This window comes from Enterobacter sp. 198, from assembly GCF_009025585.1.
Taxonomy (GTDB): Bacteria; Pseudomonadota; Gammaproteobacteria; order Enterobacterales; family Enterobacteriaceae; genus Enterobacter; species Enterobacter ludwigii.
In genome coordinates this window covers 95,822-117,581 of record NZ_WCIM01000014.1, presented here as the reverse complement: position 1 = coordinate 117,581, position 21,760 = coordinate 95,822, and the positions used below count along the sequence as shown (strand labels likewise).

General features: G+C 53.2%; 20 protein-coding genes. 12 read left to right on the top strand and 8 right to left on the bottom strand.

Annotated features, from left to right (window positions below; genetic code table 11):
* Positions 1-97: 97 nt before the first annotated feature.
* Entirely contained in the window at positions 98-946 is an 849-nt protein-coding gene (locus tag F8561_RS06645) for a ParA family protein (protein ID WP_096217670.1), read from the top strand.
* The gene (locus F8561_RS06640; protein ID WP_151887261.1) at positions 943-1,467 is read left to right on the top strand and encodes a hypothetical protein; all 525 of its coding nucleotides are present in this window, start codon (positions 943-945) and stop codon (positions 1,465-1,467) included. Before F8561_RS06645 ends, F8561_RS06640 begins: the two co-directional genes overlap by 4 nt.
* Before the next feature lie 183 nt (positions 1,468-1,650).
* On the opposite strand, the gene F8561_RS06635 is transcribed toward F8561_RS06640, so the two are convergent.
* Positions 1,651-2,280, bottom strand: a complete 630-nt coding sequence (locus tag F8561_RS06635; RefSeq protein ID WP_151887260.1) for a TetR/AcrR family transcriptional regulator — start codon at positions 2,278-2,280, stop codon at positions 1,651-1,653.
* Between the two features lie 108 nt (positions 2,281-2,388).
* On the opposite strand from F8561_RS06635, the gene F8561_RS06630 reads away from it, so the two are divergent.
* On the top strand, positions 2,389-3,081 hold the full coding sequence (locus F8561_RS06630; RefSeq protein ID WP_063156361.1) for a DAPG hydrolase family protein: 693 nt from the start codon (positions 2,389-2,391) through the stop codon (positions 3,079-3,081).
* A 184-nt stretch (positions 3,082-3,265) separates the two neighbouring features.
* Here F8561_RS06630 and F8561_RS06625 read toward each other — a convergent pair whose 3' ends face one another.
* Positions 3,266-4,654, bottom strand: coding sequence for a carbohydrate binding domain-containing protein (locus F8561_RS06625; RefSeq protein WP_226778002.1), 1,389 nt, complete (start codon positions 4,652-4,654; stop codon positions 3,266-3,268).
* An 87-nt stretch (positions 4,655-4,741) separates the two neighbouring features.
* Positions 4,742-5,506, bottom strand: a complete 765-nt coding sequence (locus tag F8561_RS06620) for a LecA/PA-IL family lectin (RefSeq protein WP_014168780.1) — start codon at positions 5,504-5,506, stop codon at positions 4,742-4,744.
* Positions 5,507-6,292: 786 nt separating this feature from the next.
* Here F8561_RS06620 and F8561_RS06615 point away from each other — a divergent pair.
* Complete coding sequence (locus tag F8561_RS06615) at positions 6,293-6,652, top strand: LecA/PA-IL family lectin (RefSeq protein WP_151887258.1); 360 nt, start codon at positions 6,293-6,295, stop codon at positions 6,650-6,652.
* Between the two features lie 404 nt (positions 6,653-7,056).
* On the opposite strand, the gene F8561_RS06610 is transcribed toward F8561_RS06615, so the two are convergent.
* Entirely contained in the window at positions 7,057-8,271 is a 1,215-nt protein-coding gene (locus F8561_RS06610; RefSeq protein WP_151887257.1) for an L-dopachrome tautomerase-related protein, read from the bottom strand.
* Positions 8,272-8,339: 68 nt separating this feature from the next.
* On the bottom strand, positions 8,340-9,134 hold the full coding sequence (locus tag F8561_RS06605; RefSeq protein WP_020885260.1) for an SDR family NAD(P)-dependent oxidoreductase: 795 nt from the start codon (positions 9,132-9,134) through the stop codon (positions 8,340-8,342).
* 97 nt (positions 9,135-9,231) lie between these two features.
* Here F8561_RS06605 and F8561_RS06600 point away from each other — a divergent pair, with 97 nt between their 5' ends.
* A complete protein-coding gene (locus F8561_RS06600; protein ID WP_032677486.1) occupies positions 9,232-10,128 on the top strand; it encodes a LysR family transcriptional regulator in 897 nt (298 codons plus the stop codon).
* A 20-nt stretch (positions 10,129-10,148) separates the two neighbouring features.
* A complete protein-coding gene (locus F8561_RS06595) occupies positions 10,149-10,658 on the top strand; it encodes a hypothetical protein (protein WP_020885258.1) in 510 nt (169 codons plus the stop codon).
* Positions 10,659-10,691: 33 nt separating this feature from the next.
* Here the strand turns inward: F8561_RS06595 and F8561_RS06590 are convergent, their stop codons facing one another.
* The gene (locus F8561_RS06590) at positions 10,692-12,476 is read right to left on the bottom strand and encodes a diguanylate cyclase (RefSeq protein WP_151887256.1); all 1,785 of its coding nucleotides are present in this window, start codon (positions 12,474-12,476) and stop codon (positions 10,692-10,694) included.
* A 120-nt stretch (positions 12,477-12,596) separates the two neighbouring features.
* Complete coding sequence (locus F8561_RS06585; protein ID WP_151887255.1) at positions 12,597-13,706, bottom strand: AI-2E family transporter; 1,110 nt, start codon at positions 13,704-13,706, stop codon at positions 12,597-12,599.
* Positions 13,707-14,042: 336 nt separating this feature from the next.
* Between F8561_RS06585 and mmuP the strand changes: the two genes are divergently transcribed.
* The 6 genes from mmuP to tauD all read left to right on the top strand — a co-directional run bounded on the left by mmuP (position 14,043) and on the right by tauD (position 19,971).
* Complete coding sequence (gene mmuP / locus F8561_RS06580; protein WP_025205021.1) at positions 14,043-15,443, top strand: S-methylmethionine permease; 1,401 nt, start codon at positions 14,043-14,045, stop codon at positions 15,441-15,443.
* Positions 15,430-16,362 (top strand): homocysteine S-methyltransferase, encoded by a 933-nt coding sequence (gene mmuM / locus F8561_RS06575; RefSeq protein WP_047355623.1) that lies wholly within the window; start codon positions 15,430-15,432, stop codon positions 16,360-16,362. The genes mmuP and mmuM overlap by 14 nt, the downstream gene beginning before the upstream one ends.
* 196 nt (positions 16,363-16,558) lie before the next feature.
* Complete coding sequence (tauA, locus tag F8561_RS06570; protein WP_014168800.1) at positions 16,559-17,521, top strand: taurine ABC transporter substrate-binding protein; 963 nt, start codon at positions 16,559-16,561, stop codon at positions 17,519-17,521.
* Between the two features lie 10 nt (positions 17,522-17,531).
* Positions 17,532-18,299 carry a taurine ABC transporter ATP-binding subunit gene (gene tauB, locus F8561_RS06565; protein ID WP_014168801.1) on the top strand — a complete coding sequence of 256 codons (768 nt, stop codon included), beginning with the start codon at positions 17,532-17,534 and terminating at the stop codon, positions 18,297-18,299.
* Complete coding sequence (gene tauC, locus F8561_RS06560; protein WP_014168802.1) at positions 18,296-19,123, top strand: taurine ABC transporter permease TauC; 828 nt, start codon at positions 18,296-18,298, stop codon at positions 19,121-19,123. The genes tauB and tauC overlap by 4 nt, the downstream gene beginning before the upstream one ends.
* Positions 19,120-19,971 carry a taurine dioxygenase gene (tauD, locus tag F8561_RS06555; protein WP_014168804.1) on the top strand — a complete coding sequence of 284 codons (852 nt, stop codon included), beginning with the start codon at positions 19,120-19,122 and terminating at the stop codon, positions 19,969-19,971. The genes tauC and tauD overlap by 4 nt, the downstream gene beginning before the upstream one ends.
* A gap of 44 nt (positions 19,972-20,015) precedes the next feature.
* Here the strand turns inward: tauD and F8561_RS06550 are convergent, their stop codons facing one another.
* Entirely contained in the window at positions 20,016-21,716 is a 1,701-nt protein-coding gene (locus F8561_RS06550) for a lysophospholipid acyltransferase family protein (RefSeq protein ID WP_151887254.1), read from the bottom strand.
* Positions 21,717-21,760: the final 44 nt, after the last annotated feature.

Here is a 21,760-nt window from a genome sequence, read left to right as displayed (position 1 = left end):
AAGGAAAAATGAGAAGTAATTATTAATCGTACTAAAATAATTAACTAATTCAGTTAATACATCTAAAAGATAAATAATTTTTAGGAGGTTTTTTTAAATGGCTACAGTTGTTTCTATGATTAATATGAAAGGCGGTGTTGGAAAGACAACGCTAACATTTAATTTGGCTTGGTATTCTGCATGGATCCGTAATCTCAGAGTTTTAGTAATTGACTTAGATCCACAAGCAAACTTGAGTCAATATTTGATGGGGGCGGAAAAATATCTGGATTTTTTGAATAAACAAAATAAAACGGTAGTAGATATATTTGAGCAATACTCAGCACCTGATAGACTAACTGGGTCTCCTGTTATAACAAACCCGGATGATATGATTCATGAGTTTAAAGATTGGCATGATGAAAGTTGCATTCATTTAGTTGCTTCTCGATTAGAGTTAGCGTGGACTTTAAAAAACCCAACAGAAAAAGCCAGCCTTTTGCCTCAGTTTATAGCAAAGGTGGCGGATAGATATGATTTAATACTTATTGATTGTGCACCTACTGAATCTATACTTACTACAGCAGCTTATCTCTCCAGTCGTTATATATTTGTTCCTGTGAAACCTGAATTTCTTGCAACAATCGGTCTTCCATTGTTAGCTCGTTCTATGAGTGAGTTTAAACAAAGGAATTCTCAGCAAAGCTTAGACATGGCTGGGATTGTTTTTAATGATTCTAAAAGAACGGGAACTACTCCTGAACATTTAGAGTCGATAAGAAACGTCAAAAAGCTTGCTGATGAGTTCAATTGGCCAGTCTTGACTAATCAAGCCTACCATTCCGATTCCTATCCAACAGGATCTCGAGATGGTAGCCCAATTTTTAGGACTAAACATGCAAGAGACTACGTGAAAGATGAGTTTCATCTGGTTGCAGAGGAGTTTCTAGATGGAGTTGGGCTATGATAAGTAAGAAAGAAAAAATTGCTTTGCTTCATATGCTGGCTATCAAAGAAAGTTTAACAAGTACGGAATTTAATAATGTACTTAGGGAAGTCCAAAATCTTTCATTGGACTTGTTTTTTTCGATGAAATCTAATGAGGTTAAAAATAACTCATCATTAGCAACCAAAACTAATAGTGTTTCATCATCAAAACCAAAAAGTTTAGATTTTATTTTGAAAAGCCTTAGAGTCCAAGACGCTGAAAAGTATGAATTATTACAGCAGCTAAGATTAAATTTACGGTCTGGTGCAGTACTTAAAAACTTCAGCGACATCAAAGACCTTTTGGCAAAATTAGATCAAGCGAGCTTGATAACTAGCAGTAAAGCTTCAACAATAAATAATTTATTAATGTTTCTCTCTAAGAAAAAATCTAATGAGATCAGGGATATTATAAAAAATCATATCCGTCCAAATGTGACACATGATGATAAAGGTTTCAATGAGTTGGCAAATTACATTATTGATCCTACTAAGAAGTAGTTAAGGTGCTTACTGCCATTGTGTTTTTTTCATTCAATGGCAGTGTATTTAATATGTGATAGTTTGGGGGCATTTTTGGGGGCATGCTTGTAATGGTTAATGAATGTTTTTATTGCATTCAATAGCTTATGTTATTTGTTGATTCCTATTATCGAATCGCCACGTACTATGTCATTCAGCACCTTACCTGAATATAAGTAAAATAAAAGGCATACAAGAATCCAAATGTGCCTCAATATCGGTTTTCTCAACGGGATCAATTAAACCAATCGCCGCCTGCCGAAGAGGTTCGGCGACACACATGGCGAGTATGACTTTGGCACTGATATCTGCAGGTAACATCGGCAACCAGCCCTGTTTTTGCTGTCGTGTAATCCACTCAGTGAGTAATTGTTGGCCACGCGCTATGCCATTTTCATTGTATTTCTTGAGGAGATCATCTTTACCAGGAAATTCAGTATTGAGAAGACGAAACATTTTCACGGCGGTTACTGATAGCGCCTGACCACAAATCGCAGCCAGTAATTTTCTTAGCGCCGGTAAAACGTCATTCTTATCTGTCGGATCGCTCTGCAGGAGTGGGGCATAGTTATCCGTCCAGTTTCGAACCGAAAGGCCAAGCAATTCCTCCCTGTTTTTCGCAAAGCGATAGACGGTCTTTTTGGCAACGCCTGCATGCGATGCAACCGCCTCAATTGTTGTGGCGTCATAGCCTTTGTCAAAGAGCAAGGCCATCGCGCTACCAATGATTTGTTTCTTCACCTCTTCCTCAGGGACTGAGGGGCGTCCGCGTGGTTTGGTTGGTTGGGTCATCCTTGAGATTCCTTTTCGCTTGTCATACGACCATTCTATCGGTAATGTTTAGGAAACGCACTTAGTTTCCTAAATGGTTCGAACTTCCCAATGCTAATGGAGAAAAAAATGCGACAACACGATATTGCCAGGCCCTGGCTGGATTATTCGGCATTGCTTGATCCTTCTCCCATGCCGCTGGAGACAGGTATTAAACGTCTGGATGACGGGAGTTTGCTGGTCGCCGTACGCACCGATTTACATGGCTGCAAAGGACGTATGATTAACTGGTGGTTTACCTTCTTTGAAACGACGCAGCATATAAAATGGTGGCATCCCGTTGATCATGTTGAGCATCGTGGATGGGATGCCAACTGGAAGCGTGGGGAAAGTTTTTACGGCGCAAGCATCCATGCAGTTGAATCATTAGCTGAAATCCCTCCCATTCCCGCGCGCCTTAAATTCCATCACCCTGCATCGGTATTTGGCGAAATGGCTGTCGACAAGGCAATGGCGGATGGGAGTGTCTCGGCAATCATTGCCGCAAGGATAGGCTTCGGTGAAAAAACTGAACTGGATAGTCAGGGCGACCCGCTGGACGGACAAATGCTACATGTTGTCCGGGATACGCCTTTTGGGTGTGTGCTGCGTAGCCGGTTTATTCTGGGTATGAGTAATAACGACCACGCTGAACCTGCCGATGACGTTGGATTAGCGCTTATGCGACACTGTTATACAGAGTTCACGTTCTTGTCTCGTTTCCTGCCTTCTCTGTATTACGGCGAGAAAGCGAATGATGAGAAAATTGCGCTTCCCTGGTAACACGCGGGTTTAACTGCTCAAGTAAACATGTCGACGGGGGTAATCATGCCCACCGTGTATTACCGGGCCAGACCAACGTTATCTCAAGCGTGACGCACACTGGCTAAGCAGTGATGCCTGGTTTAACCAACGCGTAGCCAAACCGGCATCACTTCATATCTGAAATGAATTCAGCGTAATAAAATCAATCGACGGATTTTACTGTGATTCCAGTTATGCTGAAATCGTTACCATCGCCGCTGGCTTTATGGCTGAAAATTTCCAGCACATTATCGCCCTGCGCCGCCGTAAACTCACCTGACAGCGTGACCCACTCGCCTTTCACGGAAAGTGCTGTAACCGAGGTAATATCCTGGCCTGCCACCCGCAGTGACAGTTCGGGTATCACCTTATAGTCATTGTCCCTGCGAGCCTGAAGGCTGAAGCGATAGCGTTTCCCCGGCTGGAGTTCCGAATAATGTTTATAAAGCAGCACACCATTGTGTGTCCGGCCTTTAACATTGGTGGTCGGAAAACGAATCATGGTCGCGCCACCTTCTGAGTAAAACTCATGCTCAGGCGTTGCCGGTCCAAACTGCCAGTGATTCAGATGATTATTCGTAAACTTACTCTCATCCAGGAATGGTTTTGCTGGCGGCTCGGGACTGACAGGGGGAGTGTCCGGCGCAGCGGGGGGTGAGGAGGGGGACACCGGTTTGTTGTGATGTTTCTGACACGGGCAAGGGGGTGTATTCTCTTTGCAACGACAGTCGCTGGCGCAAGCGTCAATCAGGTTCTTAAGCACATCAGCAAGCGTATTCACCGCCCGGACAATCTCAGGGGCCTGTGCGCACAGATCGCTGCCATTACCAGGCGTCTTCGCTGGCGTTTTGCCTTCCAGCGCATCTGCTTCTTCTTTTTTGTTCGCCACGCTGTCCTGTTGCGTGGCCTTACTGGCGCAAATGGTGCTTTTTAAAACCGAGGCAAAATCGGCAATGCCGGAGGTGTAGATATAATGCTCACCACCCGTACGAAGCGCCAGGCGCTTGTATTCCCGAACCATGGCTTTCTCATCATCCGGGGTGGGATAAGGTAATGAGGCATGAGGCGTGCCCAGATAGGAGTGGATTTTGACGCCGTACTCCAGGGCGATGGCAATGGCATCATCGCAGGCTTTGATGCGGCCCGCATCCAGGGTCATCTCTCCGCCTTTCAGACTTTCGTCTCCCAGCACAAAAACATTCTTTTCAGTGCCGTCACGCCAGTTGTAATGACGGATAACGTCCTCCGCAGCAGGCGCCACATCTTCCTGAGCGGGGTTCCCCTCTTTGACATACTCTCTGCCTTTCAGGGCGGACGGGTTAGCACCGGCCTCGCTCGTCAGGAACTGACGGACCGTTTTATTAAATTTGGTGCCGGCAAAAACGCCTTCGATACCCAGAAAATCCGTTCGTAAATCCGAAGGGCAGGCTTTTCTGGCCTCCTCAATGGCGCTCTCAAGTTTTGCACAGAGCGCTTCCGCTTCATCCTTCATTGAAAGACTGCTGTCGATGATGAAAACCAAATCAACTTTTTTATTGTCCATAATGCTCATATCAGGGGCTCCATTAACGTTCATTTTTGTTTTCCAGTGAACCGGCAGGGAAGGCCGTGAATGGCACGTTGCCTCCCTGCGGGCATTTCAACCGAGCACAACAAACCTGACGTCATAACCTCCCGTATTATTGGCGTATTCAGACGCAACATTTGTATCGTTAAAAATGAATGAAATTTCGCCATCAGCAGGGACTTCCCAGTCGCTACCGCCGCTTCCGATACCGTAAATATGCTCACCCGCTTTGATCAGTAATTTCCCCGCCAGTGCTTCTGGCAGGACAAAAGTGGGATCCGGTTTTTGTGCTGACGGATGCTGGCTGTCGCCGTCAGGTCCAAAGCTGCGACCGCGGCTGTCGTACTGAGCGGTACCGGCAGCAATCAGCATCACCTTGTCCCCTTTGCTCACGGATACGCCGGTGTGGGTCCAGTCACTGCGCGTTGCGGGAACATGACCTTTCCAGTCCGCCTTTTGAGCCGCCGCTTTCTTTTCGTCTTCAGCGATATACACAACCGCGCTGAAAGCGCCGCTGTTGTCGCGATGTGAAGAGTCGCTGACCACGAGAATCAGCTCACCGTCTTCCGGTACTGACCACTGGTAAACACCACTGCCAATGTCATAGCTTTTTCCGGATGCACTGAATCGGGCTTTCAGCACCTTATCGTTCCGTAAGACAAAGCCCTCTTTTAGCCTGCCGTATGGCGATGCCAGGGCGTAGTCTTCCTTACCGTATTTAATCCATCCTTCCGCAATAATACTGATTTTTTGCCCGGCTTTTAGTTTAAGTCCGGTATTAATGCCCGTGTCAGCAGTTGCGTCAATATTGCCCGACCATGCAGGTGAAACAGTCATATAATTCTCCGTAATCGTGACAGCGTAGAGCGTCCAGCTTGTCAGTGGTATGAGGTAATAAATAGCCTATAGATAATGTTTTTTGTTACTCAGGGGTACGGCATTCACAATCAGAATATAAACAGATACGCCGCTCAGCAAATAATATTCTGGAAGTGATGCTGATGATTTCCGCTCGTCTCCCGTCTGCTGCAGTTCTGCGAATTAAATATTAGGATTAATCTCATGCTGTGTTTTGTTACTCCAGAGCGGTAATGTGTGCGCGTGAGAGGTATATGTTGAAACCAAAAAAGTAATACACAGGGTAACTAAGTGGATATTTGTTAACCCATTCGTTTTCCGTCTGAGAGGCGAGAAATTAAGTGGAAAGGTTGAGGTTTTTTATTGGGCGGATATCGTGGCAGGCGGTGCCGCAATGCACCTTCTCACTGCTTTGCGTACCTATTATTACCGCCATTCGAGTATGGTAATTAATTTACTAAAGGTATAATTACAGTCATGATTAAAAGTGCGATTACTCCTATAGTTAACATTAAAATCAATTTCAAATCAGTTACTTAGTGTTTGGTTGTGTTGGTGGATTTATATAAATCGCAGCGTAAAAAAAGAAATAGCATTATTCTTTCGACATAAGTCTGGGAAGGATAAATATATTCATATGCATCCATGATGAAATGTTATGAATACTAAATGTGATGTCTGTCACATGCAGGGGAGTTTTGTCTTTGATTGATGAAAAGCACGCATCAAATGTAATGTTAATGAAGTTTGATAAAGGAGAATAGCATGACGGCTAAGCCAGAATGGTCCGGAGAAGTTCCTGCAAACATTCCTGCCGGTATTAATACAGGCCTGCAACTGAATGCCGGTGATGAGATAACGATAATGGCCTCTGGCTGGATTAAATACGGTAAAGAAGAATTTGCGCTGGCGGTGCCGGATGGCAGGGTGAAAGAAGGACTCATTACCTGCAATGATAAGGTGCTCAAGGCGAGATTTGATACTTCTAGCAAAGGTTATAATATAGGCGGTGGAGTTTATAAATGGGCGGCTCCCCAAAGCGGTATCCTGCATCTGTATATTGCCGATACAGAGGTTGGATACTCTGATAATACCGGCAATTTCAGCGTCAATGTATACCGGTAAGAACGGGTCGTTTCGGATACAGCGATTTCAGCCCCATTGATATGGCGGCAGGGATTATGTCCGGCGTTCTCAAACCGATATCTTATTCATTCCAATATTATTCGCAGAACTCAGCAGATGATAAGAAGACTAATCAACAATATTCTCTGGTACTCTACCGGGTGGGTGTTTTTTGGCCTGATAGTGCTCAGTGGAATCGCAGGGGGACTGGCGGCTTCAGTCCTGCATTTTACTACAACGGATGCATTCCTGGCCGCATTTTGCCTTTTTCTGTTGCTGTCATTGCCCGTTTGCTTCTGGCTGCACCGGTTATCTCGCATACACCGGCGTCAGTAATGTACACGCCCACAAGGAGAGTCCCTGTGAGCGTGTAGTGTTTCCAGTGCTGAGCATGCGCAGTCGCGTTACTGGCGCTTATCCTGCAACGCCTTCAGGGGTAAACGCCATACGTCATAGCGCTCCTGGCCAGGTTTGACCGCGCCAGCAAAATGGTCGTTCAGGCTGCTGGAGGTAAAGATCAGATCCCCGTCCGGATTGATGGCCGGCGTGTCCGGCCAGTGTACGCCGTCGTTTGACGCCATCAGAGTCATTGAGCCGCTCTTCGGTTCATACCTGACAATACCGTTGTGTGTCACATCGGTGATATAGAGGTTGCCTTTGGCATCGGTCACGATACCGTCGGTATTGCCTCCCACCGATCCAAGATCCCGGATCTGCGCCGCAATCTGCGTATCGTCAGCACCAGGCTTTCGCAGAATGTCAGTCGGTACCGCAAACGCATGGGTCCCTGTCGTCACCGTCCAGTAGAGCGTGCCGGTATCCGGAGACAGCGCAATACCGTTGATGCCAATCAGTAATGGATGACCTGGCCAGACTTCAGCCCCGTGCGAGACGACTTTCACACCCGGCTCAATCTGCAGGTCTGGATGACGGTCGAGCACGCGTCGGGCAGTGCCGGTTGCGAAATCGGCGATGATAAGACCGACGCGGTTCTCAGGCGCACTGCGCGAGCCGCTGTCGGAGATGTAGGCGACACGGCGCGTCTCATCAACAACCACATCATTGAGGAAGCTCGCCTTGCGGTCTGCCACGCCATCCAGTGGAATGCGTTTGATCGTGCGGCCGGTATTCAGATCCAGCACCATCAGTTTCTGCGAACCCACGGGGGATTCCGCTTCTCCCGCGACGAACCCCATATCCAGAGCCCACAGCCAGCCATTCTTACGGTCAATATAGAAGCCAAGCACGTTACGCAGGTTCTGATCGGGAGCGGTTTCCACCGCATTACCCTCGCGGGACGGAAATGCCGTGAGGCGCGCCGGTCCGGTCTGCACGGTCGTATCAAGAATACTTAACGTCGCGGGTGCACCGGCTGAAACCAGTCGAGGGGTACTGACAAAGGCTCTTCCCTTTGCATCAAAGTGGATGCCTGCGATGGGCGCGTTAACCGAGCCGGAAAACGGCGTCGGCGTTTCCCCCTTCTCAGGCGTATTCCAGGTTACGCCGGTATAGCTGCGCCAGCGCTCAAGAGGGGCCTGGTTCGCTGCGCTGGCTACGCTCGCAAAAGAGAACAACATTGCCATCGCGATGGCGGACATATTACGGGTACGTTTGAACATTTCTATGCTCCGGTAAATAGGGGAAAGCAGGGGACACTGGTTCCCCTCAGGTCATGACGGCTGCTGCATTAAAGAATGGAGCGGAAAGTGCCGCCTTCGACGCGCACCGCGGCACCGTTAGAGGCAGCGCCCAGCGGGCTCGCCAGCAGCGCGACCATCGCGGCTATCTCATCAGCATCGATCATTCGCGCGATAAGAGAGCTGGGACGGTAGGTCTGGAAGAAATTCGCTTCGATCTCCTGGTCGGTCATACCCGGTGCAGGTGCGGTCTGGCGCAGGTATTCGATAATGCCGTCGGAGCGGGTCGCTGAAGGCAGTACGCTGTTGACCGTAACGCCCGTCCCCTTCGTGAGTTCGGCCATACCGCGCGAAACGGCGAGTTGCGCCGACTTACTGACGCCGTAATGCACCATGTCTGGCGGCGTGAACGCGCCGACTTCGCTCGACATAAATATCACCCGGCCCCAGTTGCGTTCCAGCATGCGCGGGAAGTAATGCCGTGACAGGCGAACGCCGGACATGACATTGATGTTGAACATGTTCAGCCACTCATCATCGGTGATGTCGGCGAAGTCTCGGGCTTCGTAAAAGCCCAGGTTGTTGATGAGAATATCGGTGTCAGGGCAGGCCGCGATCAGGGCTTTTGCCCCCTCAGCGCTTGCCAGGTCGGCAACGATGGCGGTGACCTGCGCCTGAGGCTGAGCGGCGGTAATGTCTGCCACGGCGTTTTGCAATTTCGCGTGGTCACGACCAGTAATGGTGACGGCCACGCCTTCGCGCGCCAGCGTGCGGGCGATGGCCAGACCAATCCCCGCGGTTGCGCCAGTAACGAGTGCTGTCTTACCGGTGAGTTGAAGATCCATGATTTTACCCTCTGGTGATGAATGCGCACACTTTACTCATCGCCCAACTGGAGATAAATTAGCGGAATTGAAAAACATTTGTTCCTGAAAGAGCATAATGAGCAGAAAATTCGATTATCTTGGCGATGTTGAGGTCTTCATCGCTGTCGTTGAACACGGCTCATTTACTGCTGCTGCCGTTGCCCTGTCCACCACGCCCTCGGTGTTGAGTCGTGCGGTTTCTCGCCTTGAGACGCGTCTGGGACGACAGCTTTTACAGCGAACCACCCGTCGGGTAGGCCTGACCGAGGCAGGGCGAGTCTATCTGGAGCAGGCGCGCTCTGCTTTTTCCCTGCTGGATGAAGCCGAACGTGATGGGCAGGGCCAGGAAGGCGACCTGACCGGACGCGTGCGCATGAGTGTACCGACTACCTACGGGCACTATCGTCTGCCGCCCTTGCTGGCGCGATTCTCCCAACACTACCCGCGCGTTCAGGTGGATCTGAACATCACCAACCGCAACGTCGACCTGATTGCTGAAGGGTTCGATCTGGCGATTCGTTTGGGTCAGATGCCCGACAGTGGTTTAGTCGCGCGTAAACTGGAGGATGCCGCTTTGCTGCTGGTCGCATCACCCGCGTACCTTCACAGGATGGGGACTCCGCAAACGCTGGATGATTTGCACCGACACATGTGTCTGCCGTTTATTTTGCCGCGCACCGGTCGCATCGCTCCGTGGGTGTTTCGGGAAGACGAACGCGATGTGGACTGGCTACCCGCTTCAACTATCGAAACATCGGATGATGTGCTGGGCGTCGTCTCCCTGGCTGAACACGGTATGGGGATTTGCCAGAGCTATGAATTTATCGTTCGGGACAGGATACAGCGCGGTCAGCTGGTGGAGGTGCTTCCTCACCTTCGCGGGCGCTCGCGGCCGTTCTCGGTGATCTTCGCGCCACACCGGCGCCAGTCCGCTGCCACCCGCGCGATGATTGATCTCCTGACCACGCAATAACGACAAGGGAAGGGTGCAATATGAAAAAAACGTCTTATTCGTTTTTGATTCCAGCGATTGTTGGGGTATTGACGCTGGTAATTTGTTTTATTACCTGGCGCGTAGAAATTTACCGTGTGACATTTATTAACGCTCTCGCAATGCAATACATCGCGACCGGCTCATTGCTCTTGTCGCTGGCTTTGATGGTCATTTTTATCTGGAAGGGACGATTGAAAGGTTGGCCGTTTTCTGAGCGTCTAAAAGTGTTCATTGGCACCTTTATTATCAGCATGCCTCTCGCCATTTTCGTCGTCTTTACGGCGGTTTATTTACTGGATGGGAAAGTGTCGTCCTGGAGTGCTCCTTACAAATATAAATCTGTAGGCAGATATAATTGTGAAGGGGCTGAAGTATATGAACCTGAACTGAAAGAGAAGATACGTATTTGTCACCCGATGGGCGACTATCAACTCGATAACACCTTATATGTTGAAAAACGCAGTAATGCGCTGGGTATCGTGGTGCTTTGGGCTATCACGCGCTCATGAACAGGGGAAAGCATCAGTGGCGCAACAAGACGTCTAGCCCGCCTCCAGCATCCCAAAACTTACAATCCGCGATCGACCCAGTTCTTTAGCCCGGTACAAAGCCACATCGGCTGCACGCAGCAGGTTGTCACTCTGGGCGTGCTGCGGATAGCTGGCGATACCAATCGAAACATCGACTGGCCCAATCTCCGTGAGTCCATAACGTAGCGACAACCCTTGTACGCCGTTGTAAATCTGTTGAGCACAGTCATGCGCTTCTTCTTCATCAGCACCGGAAAGCAGTACTAAAAACTCCTCCCCGCCGTAGCGGAAAGCCATTCCGTTGTCATGGGTAGCCCGCTGAACAATCGTCGCTACGCTTTTAATAACCTGATCACCCGCTTCATGGCCAAACCGGTCATTAATGCTCTTGAAGTGATCGATATCGATCATCATGCAACTCAGCGGTTCGCCGTTACGAATGGCCTGTGTCATTTGGGTATGAAGCGTATCTTCCAGATGATGGCGATTACGCAAGCCGGTCAGCGGGTCGAACAATGCTTTTTCAAGCAACGCATCGCGTAGCCGCTGGTTTGCCAGCGCCAGACCGAGTGCTTCGGCCATCAGTTCGAGATAAGCACGGGCAGGGGCATTTTCCGCGGTGATATTCTGGAATGAGAGCAGACCAATGGCCTCGCCCTGGGCAATGAGCGGCACGCACAGCGAACGATACGCCAGTGATTCCGGCAGATGATAGCAGGCGATATCCGGCTTACCGCTGAATGGGGGATGGCTCTGACCACGCCTTACTGCCCAGCATTCGTCAGGATGAAACATCATCTCCTCTCCCGTGGGGGAGAGCCACTGGGCAACGCAGCGCATCTGCCAGGGATCGCGGTCAAGGACATAGAGCCGGCCAGGGACCCCCGGGGCGATATTGGGGGCAAACATCTCCGCCACGTTGATAACATCGGTAAAGTTCTCACACCCTTGCAGCCGCTGCGTCATGCGGGCCAGCAGTTCGCGGACAGCCCAGTCGGCGTCGCGCTCTTTTTCCAGCCGTTGCCGGGCAAGACCGTTTTCACGAAAAATACGGATCGCCTGCGCCATATCGCCAATTTCATCAATCTGATTAAAATTCGGCGTTTCGACGGCGTAATCCTGCGACGCCAGACGGTGTACCACGTCGCTCAGACGCACCACGGGGCGCAGCACGCGACGTTTCAGGATAAAGCCCAGGACAAACAGAAACAGCAGGGCGGTCAGGCCAACCATCAGTTCAGAGGCCGTACGCAGCGCTTTCGATTTTTTGGTGGCATCCTGCACGGACGCAATCACCCGCTTGTCGAGGATCTGGCGAAAGTGATCAATCTGGTTTTGTGCGCGTTCCAGCGCCTGCTCATAGGGGGCACCATAAAGCAGGGCAATGGCCTGAGCATCTTCTCCCCGCTCTGTACTGGTCAGGGCCGTCTGCTGTTCATCCTGTAGCGCATCGATAATCTTGAGACCTTCCCGCAGCAGGGCCAGCTCCTCATCAGACGCGCCGTTATCGCGCAGTTTATCCAGCCTCAGCTCGACATTTTTCAGGTTGTTCTCTGACTGGCTGTATTGTCTGAGGGTTTGCGGATCTTTTTTTATCACGTACAGGCGGGCTAAATCGGACTGCGTCCAGGCGTCGGTTTCAATATCCTCCGTCAGCTCATCAAAGCGCTGCCGCTGTTCAACGGCGTGACGTTCCACGGTGTCGGCATTGGATGCCATCAGCATGATGATGCCTGAGACAAGGGTCAGGCAGACCGTGGCACCATAGGCCCAGTTAGTTATCGTTGCGATTCGCACCTGTGGATCCTTTTACGACATGAGAAGGATGGCGTTCTTTCAAATTATAGAAAACGTTTGATTTAAGGCGAAAAAAAAGGCGGCACAGTGCCGCCTGGTGTGGTCTTTATCGTCATATCATCACAAATCTGGAGGGTTTTTTCCTTCCTCGATGAAATCCGCATCCAGCTCTTCGGCGTTACCCGCGTGATCGCGACCGGAGAACAGGTTCCAGCAGGCGATGAACAGCGCGGCGATCAGCGGCCCAATCACAAAGCCATTAATGCCGTACAGCTCCATCCCGCCAAGGGTTGAGATGAGGATCAGGTAGTCCGGCATTTTGGTGTCTTTCCCCACCAGCAATGGACGCAGGATATTGTCCACCAGCCCGACAATGATGACGAAGAAGCCAACGATAAAGAGACCCTGCCAGAGCTGATGCGTGGCGAACAGGAAGATGGCGGCCGGCACCCAGACAATGGCCGAGCCGACGGCCGGAACCAGCGAAAGGAACGCCATCAGCGCGCCCCAGAGTACGCTACCGTCAATGCCAGCAATGGCAAATGCAATCCCGCCGAGCGTGCCCTGAACCACCGCCACTACCGCCGTACCTTTTACCGTTGCCCGCGAGACGCCGACGAATTTGGCGAACAGATGCTGTTTGGCAAAATCAGACAGAGGAAGCGAATCAAGGATCTGGCGTACCAGATACGGGCCATCTTTTAGCAGGAAGAACAGCAGATAAAGCATGATGCCAAAGCTGATCGCAAAGCCAAACGTCCCTTTACCAATCAGAAACGCGCTGCCGGCCAGATACTGTCCGCCCTGCAGTGCTACATCGGAGAGTTTTTTCTGGATTTGCGCCGCGTTCGTCAGGTTGTGGTCCGCAAGGAAGCCGCTGGCCCAGCCTGGCAGGTGGTTAAAGATGCTCGCCACCACTTCCGGGAATTGGGTATTGTTCTCTTGCAGCTTGGTGTACACCACGTTCAGTTCAATGGCGAGCGATGAAAAGATCACCATCAACGGGATAAAGACGATGAGGCAGATAATGCCGATGGTTAACAGCGAAGCCAGTCCGTTGCGATCGCCCATCGCCGCGCGCAGCTTGTTTTTTACCGGGTTAAAGATAACGGTAAGAATGGCGGCCCATAAAATCGCAGAGAAGTAGGGGGAGAGCACGTCGAAGAAAGCCCAGGTGACAAGGGCGAGTATGAAGATAAAGAAACCTTTGGTCAGTCCGTTAAAGCGCATCAGTTGATCCTGTAACGATGAAACTGTGTCGACTATAGAACTGATTGAGGGATTTACCAAGAATTGCGCCGCTGTAAAATCCCGCGTATGAACCCGCTCCTTACGGATACCACTTTCGACTGACCGAAGAACGCCAGGGTCCGCGCCATGCTGAAAGTATCTGCTTGCGGAGGTGCTTATGGCCTGGCGTCCGTTCCTGTATGTGATCCTCACAACCCACCCCAGACTCAGCGCGCGGCGCGCCCGATTACGTCTGGTCATCTAGCTTTTTCTTAACAATCGCGGTATAACACACCTTCTTTGGATGTTTAGATGTCCATACGTATAGAAGGTAATATGCAAACACAACAAGAAAATGGGCAGCTTAAGCGCACCATGAAAACACGCCACCTGATTATGCTCTCGCTGGGTGGGGTCATTGGGACAGGGCTATTCTTCAATACTGGTTATATCATTTCAACGACCGGGGCCGCGGGAACGCTGCTGGCGTACCTGATTGGCGCGCTGGTGGTCTGGCTGGTGATGCAGTGTCTGGGCGAACTTTCCGTTGCGATGCCGGAAACCGGCGCGTTTCACGTCTATGCCGCCCGCTATCTTGGCCCGGCTACAGGCTATACCGTGGCGTGGCTTTACTGGCTTACCTGGACGGTGGCGCTCGGGTCGAGCTTTACCGCCGCCGGGTTCTGTATGCAGTACTGGTTCCCGCAGGTGCCCGTCTGGACGTGGTGCGTGGTGTTCTGCGTGGTGATCTTCGGCCTTAACGTCATCTCCACGCGCTTCTTTGCCGAAGGCGAGTTCTGGTTCTCGCTGGTGAAAGTCATCACCATTATTGCCTTTATTATTCTTGGCGGTGCTGCGGTGTTTGGCTTTATCCCGATGCAGGACGGTTCTCCCGCGCCGGGCTTAACCAACCTTACCGCCGAAGGCTGGTTCCCGCACGGCGGCCTGCCCATCCTGATGACCATGGTCGCGGTGAACTTCGCCTTCTCCGGGACAGAGCTTATCGGTATCGCGGCGGGTGAGACGGAAAACCCGCACAAGGTGATTCCGGTTGCCATTCGCACCACCATTGCCCGGCTGATCATCTTCTTTATTGGTACCGTATTTGTGCTGGCCGCGCTGATCCCGATGCATCAGGCGGGCGTGGAAAAAAGTCCGTTTGTACTGGTGTTCGAAAAGGTCGGTATTCCGTACGCGGCTGATATTTTTAACTTCGTGATCCTGACAGCCATCCTGTCGGCGGCGAACTCGGGCCTGTACGCTTCTGGCCGCATGCTCTGGTCACTCTCGAATGAAAAAACGCTGCCGCGTTGCTTTGCGCGCGTTAATAAAAACGGCGTACCCATGACGGCGATTTCTGTTTCAATGCTTGGCGGCGTACTGGCGCTGTTCTCAAGCGTGGTGGCACCGGACACGGTGTTTGTCGCACTGTCCGCCATCTCAGGCTTTGCTGTGGTGGCGGTCTGGATCAGCATCTGCGCGTCGCATTTTGTCTTCCGTCGTCGCCATCTTCAGTCTGGTCAGCCGCTTTCCGCTCTGCAGTATCGCGCGCCGTGGTATCCGCTGGTGCCGGTGCTTGGCTTTATCCTCTGCGTGGTGGCCTGTGTTGGTCTGGCATTTGACCCGAGTCAGCGTATTGCCCTTTATTGCGGGCTTCCGTTTGTTGCCCTGTGTTATGGTGCCTACTACCTGACCCGAAACATGACATCGCAGGAGCCTGAACATGTCGCAGAATAATCCGCTTACCGCCATCCTTGAAAAACAGCCATTTGTGGTGCTGGATGGCGCGATGGCGACGGAACTGGAAGCGCGCGGTTGTAATCTTGCAGACAGCCTGTGGTCTGCCAAAGTGCTGGTTGAAAACCCGGATCTTATCCGCGACGTTCATCTGGACTACTACCGGGCGGGAGCGCAGGTGGCAATCACCGCCAGCTATCAGGCCACGCCTGCGGGGTTTGCCGCACGAGGCCTGGATGAGGCGCAATCCCGTGCGCTGATTGGCAAAAGCGTTGAGCTGGCGCGTAAGGCGCGCGAAGCGTATCTCGCGGAAAACCCTCATGCAGGCACGCTGCTGGTCGCGGGATCGGTTGGGCCGTATGGTGCATACCTGGCGGATGGTTCTGAGTATCGCGGTGACTACGTGCGAAGCGCAGAAGCGTTTACCGATTTCCATCGCCCGCGCGTGGAAGCGCTGCTGGATGCCGGGGCAGATCTGCTGGCCTGCGAAACGCTGCCATCCTTTGCTGAAATCAAGGCGCTGGCGGCGCTTCTTGCCGAGTATCCCCGGGCCCGGGGATGGTTCTCGTTTACCCTGCGTGACAGCGAGCACCTCAGCGACGGCACGCCGCTGCGCGATGTGATTTCTGCGCTGGAACGCTATCCGCAAATTGTGGCGCTGGGGATCAACTGTATCGCGCTGGAAAATACCACCGCGGCGCTGAAACATCTTCACAGCCTCACCGCACTGCCGCTGGTGGTCTACCCGAATTCGGGGGAGCATTATGACGCCGTGACCAAAACCTGGCATCATCATGGCGAAGCCTGCGAAACGCTGGCGGGCTATTTACCCCAGTGGCTGGCGGCCGGGGCGAAGTTGATTGGAGGATGTTGCCGGACCACGCCGAAAGACATTGCGGAGCTAAAGGCGCAGCGCTGATGCCATGTGTCGTCTGATGCATTCACTTCATCCCTCTCCCGTCGGGAGAGGGAGCCAGAATAAACCCCACAAAATTCACTATCCTTTGCCACTTTTTTTCTAAAAACGAATCGGAATTAACGATTCTTTTTTATTCCTTTATCAAAATTCCTGCGCCGGAAATACTGCCCTCATAACAACAAGGGGAGCAGTCACAATGGCAATTTCATCGCGAATTACACTTCTCGGCGCGCTGGCGCTGTGGGCATTTCAGGCACAGGCGGTAGACGTTACCGTCGCGTATCAAACCTCTGCGGAACCGGCAAAAGTTGCGCAGGCGGATAACACTTTCGCCAAAGAAAGCGGCGCGAAGGTGGACTGGCGTAAATTCGACAGCGGGGCGGCCGTCGTGCGCGCATTAGCGTCCGGCGATGTGCAGATTGGCAATATCGGTTCCAGCCCGCTGGCGGTGGCTGCCAGCCAGCAGGTGCCTGTTGAGGTTTTCCTGCTGGCGTCACAGCTCGGGAATTCTGAAGCCCTGGTCGTGAAGAAAAACATCACCCGGCCGGAAGATCTGATTGGCAAGCGCATCGCCGTGCCGTTTATCTCCACCACCCATTACAGCCTGCTGGCGGCGCTCAAACACTGGGGCATCAAGCCGGGCCAGGTGCAGATCATCAACCTGCAGCCACCCGCAATTATTGCCGCCTGGCAGCGTGGGGATATCGACGGCGCTTACGTCTGGGCACCTGCCGTGAATGAGCTGGAAAAAGACGGCACCGTGCTGACCGATTCCGAACAGGTGGGGCAGTGGGGCGCGCCGACGCTCGACGTGTGGGTCGTGCGTAAAGACTTCGCGGAGAAACACCCTGACGTGGTGAAGGCGTTTGCTAAAAGCGCCATTGACGCCCAACAGCCTTATCTCAGCAATCCCGATGCGTGGCTGAAAGAGACGGGCAATCTGGAAAAACTGTCGCGCCTGAGCGGCGTTCCGGAAGCGGACGTGCCGGGGCTGGTGAAAGGCAATACCTATCTCACGCCTGCACAACAGGTCCAGCAGCTCAATGGGCCGGTCAATAAAGCGATTGTCGATACCGCTACGTTTCTGAAAGAGCAGGGCAAAGTGCCTGCGGTGGCGACAGATTACAGCCAGTACGTGACCGATCGCTTTGTGAAATAAGGGGGAAACGATGCTGAATATTACAAATCTGTCTGCTGATTACGGCGGTAAACCCGTGCTGGAGGAGATCAACCTGACGCTGGACAGCGGTGAATTGCTGGTCGTGCTGGGTCCGTCCGGGTGCGGCAAAACCACGCTGCTGAATCTGATCGCCGGGTTTGTACCGTATCAGCATGGCTCCATCCAGCTGGAAGGGAAACGGGTCGAGGGTCCGGGTGCAGAGCGCGGCGTGGTCTTTCAGAGTGAAGGTCTGCTTCCGTGGCGCAACGTGCAGGAAAACGTCGCCTTCGGCCTGCAGCTTGCGGGGATTCACCGTGAACAACGGCTGGCGACCGCGCGTGAGATGCTAAAAAAGGTGGGGCTGGAGGGCGCTGAAAAACGTTTTATCTGGCAGCTTTCCGGTGGCCAGCGTCAACGGGTCGGGATTGCCCGCGCGCTGGCGGCAAACCCACAGCTGTTGCTGCTGGATGAGCCGTTTGGTGCGCTGGACGCCTTCACCCGTGAGCAGATGCAAACGCTGCTTTTGCGCCTGTGGCACGAAACGGGCAAGCAGGTACTGCTGATTACCCACGATATCGAAGAGGCGGTGTTTATGGCGACCGAACTGGTGTTGCTTTCGCCGGGGCCGGGTCGTGTGCTGGAGCGGTTGCCGCTCAGCTTTGCCCGTCGCTATGTGGCCGGTGAACCGGTCCGCAGTATCAAATCCGATCCGCTGTTTATTGAACAGCGCGAATATGTTTTAAGCCGCGTATTTGAACAACGGGAGGCATTCTCATGAGCATTGTCTTCAGTGAAAAAACGCGCCGTCCTCGTCTCGCGTTACGCTGGCCGTTCTCTCGCCAGATCACGCTGAGTGCGGGCACGTTACTGGTATTGCTCGCGGTCTGGTGGGCGGTGGCAGCGCAACAGTGGGTAAGCCCGTTGTTCCTTCCGCCACCGGGACAGGTGCTGGCGAAACTCATCACCATCGCCGGGCCGCAGGGTTTTATGGATGCCACGCTCTGGCAGCATTTAGGTGCCAGTCTGGCGCGTATTCTGGTGGCGCTGCTGGCGGCGGTAGTGATTGGCATCCCGGTGGGTATCGCGATGGGGCTGAGCCCGACGGTGCGCGGCATTCTCGATCCGCTGATTGAGCTATACCGTCCGGTCCCACCGCTGGCCTATCTGCCGCTGATGGTTATCTGGTTTGGCATCGGGGAAACCTCGAAAATCTTGCTGATTTATCTGGCGATTTTTGCCCCGGTTGCTATGTCGGCATTGGCTGGGGTGAAGAGTGCACAGCAGGTGCGTATCCGCGCGGCGCAGTCGCTTGGTGCCAGCCGTCTTCAGGTGCTGCTGTTTGTGATTTTACCGGGCGCACTGCCGGAGATTTTAACCGGGTTGCGCATTGGCCTCGGGGTGGGCTGGTCAACGCTGGTGGCGGCTGAGCTGATCGCCGCCACGCGCGGATTAGGGTTTATGGTGCAGTCGGCGGGAGAGTTTCTGGCGACTGACGTCGTGCTGGCAGGGATCGCGGTGATCGCCGTGATCGCCTTTGGATTAGAACTGGGGCTGCGCGCGCTACAGCGACGTCTGACGCCCTGGCATGGAGAAATACAATGAGTGAACGTCTGACCATCACCCCGCTGGGGCCATATATTGGTGCGCAGGTCTCCGGCCTGGACGTGACCCGTCCACTGAGCGATAACCAGTTCGAGCAGTTGTACCACGCGGTGCTGCGCCATCAGGTGGTGTTCCTGCGCGAACAGGCGATCACCCCGCAGCAGCAGCGCGCGCTGGCTCTGCGCTTCGGCGATCTGCATATCCACCCGGTCTATCCCCATGCGGAAGGCGTGGAGGAGATCATCGTGCTGGATACCCATAACGATAATCCGCCGGACAATGACAACTGGCACACCGACGTGACGTTTATCGAAACGCCACCTGCCGGGGCGATACTGGCGGCGAAACTGTTGCCGGACACCGGTGGAGATACGCTGTGGGCCAGCGGTATCGCCGCCTTCGAGGCGCTGTCCGTGCCGTTCCGGACGCTGCTGAGCGGGTTGCGGGCCGAACATGACTTCAAAAAATCCTTCCAGGAGTACAAGTACCGGAAAAGCGAAGAGGAACATCTGCGCTGGCAGGACGCGGTCGCGAAACATCCGCCGCTGCTGCATCCGGTGGTGCGTACGCACCCGGTGACCGGTAAGCAGGCGTTATTTGTGAACGAAGGCTTTACGACGCGGATCGTAGACGTGACGGAAAAAGAGAGCGATGCGCTGTTAAGCTTCCTGTTTGCCCATATCACCAGGCCGGAATTTCAGGTGCGCTGGCGCTGGCAGGAGAACGATCTGGCGATCTGGGACAATCGCGTGACGCAACACTATGCGAACGCGGATTATCTGCCGCAGCGTCGGATTATGCAGCGGGCGACGATTTTAGGGGATAAACCGTTTTACCGTGCGGGCTGATGCCTTCACCTGACCCTCTCCCGACGGGAGAGGGGAAAGCAGGGTTACAAATGCGCCTCAATATAGCGCTGATAGCGATTCGCCTTCAGATAACACAAATCCACCAGCACCAGGCCATCAACGCAGTTGTTGAATGCCGGGTCGCTCCCGAAATCAATAAACTGTACGCCACCCGGTTCGCACAGCTCGGAATACTGCTTGTAGAGCGGCGGAATGCCGCAGCCCAGATTGCCGAGCAGGGATTTCAGCTTCGTCAGATCGTCGACATAATCCACGCCGCCAAACTGCGCCAGCACATCCGGAAGCGATGCCGGGTAGGGCTGGCGTGACGCCGCGAGCGGATGGCTTGCCGGGAACCAGAGGCGGTAAAACGCCACCAGCAGATCCCGCGCGGCAGGCGGTAAGCCGCCGGATATCGAGACCGGACCAAACAGATAGCGGTAGTGGGGATAACGCGCCAGATAGGCACCAATGCCTGACCACAGATAGTCCAGACCTCGGCGTCCCCAGTAGCGCGGCTGAATAAAGCTGCGCCCGAGCTCAATGCCGTGCTCCAGCACATCCTGCATTTTGTCGTCGTAGTGGAACAGGCTGTAGCTGTACAGTCCTTCCGGCCCCCGACGCTCCACTTGTCTGGCGGTGGGCATAAAGCGATACGCACCGACAATCTCCAGATCCTCATCGTCCCATAAGATCAGATGCAGATAATCATCATCGTAGCTGTCAGTGTCCCGGCGCTTACCGCTCCCTTCTTCCACCGCGCGAAACGCAATCTCACGCAGGCGGCCCAGTTCGCGTAGCAATGGCGCCTCTTCCTGGCCGTTACGCTGCCAGAGATAGATGGATTTTCCATCGCCGGTTTTGCCCAGATATTCAGCCTGCGCCAGCTCGCGTTTTAGCGTAGCCCGGTCTTCCGGACGGGCAATGGCGCACTGGGTTTTAAAGACGCCAGGCACTCCCTTGCCAAGACGTATCACGTGCTGACGGCACTTTTCGGCCATCTCACGCGACGAAAGGGTGGCGCTATACCAGTCACTCCAGGCAATCTGCTGACCGATTGTAATCGGCAGCTGGCTATGGCGACGGCGGAACATCTGCTGCATCAGCAGCAGCATGGATAACGTCGGCGACACCAGCGTGCTGGCATAAAAGAGAAGGCTGTTGTGCGCCTGAATATGTACCGGCAGCAGCGGGGCGCGCAGTTTAGTGGCGAGTTTGATAAATCCCGAGTGCCATTTTTTATCGCGAATGCCTTTTCGCGTCGGCCGGGAAACTTCACCCGCCGGGAAGAAGATCAGCACGCCCGCGTTTTGCAGATGTTGTTCCATCTGTACCAGCGACGTTTTTGCCGTTCTGCCGCCCATATTATCGACCGGGATAAACAGCGAGCTTAGCGGCTCCAGGTGGGTCAGCATCCGGTTGGTCACGACTTTGACATCGCGTCGCACGCGCGAGACGGCGTACATCAGCGCCAGCCCGTCCAGAGTACCTGTCGGGTGGTTGGCAATGATAACCAGAGGGCCATGTTCGGGGATTTGTTCGAGATCGCGGGCGGAAACGGTGCAGAGAATATCAAGGTGCTCCAGAACTTGCTCCACCATATCCAGTCCTTTCAGGTGGCGGTGTGCTGCGGCAAATTGCTGGAATTCTTCTTCGTAAAACAGCCTTTTTAACAGACTTTTTTGCCAGGGTGCCGGCCTCGCCTGAGGCCAAAGGTCATCGAGAACGCTATCGAGACTAAACATGATCACTCCTCCTGCCGTCTTGCGATGACAGTAGAAGGCGGAGA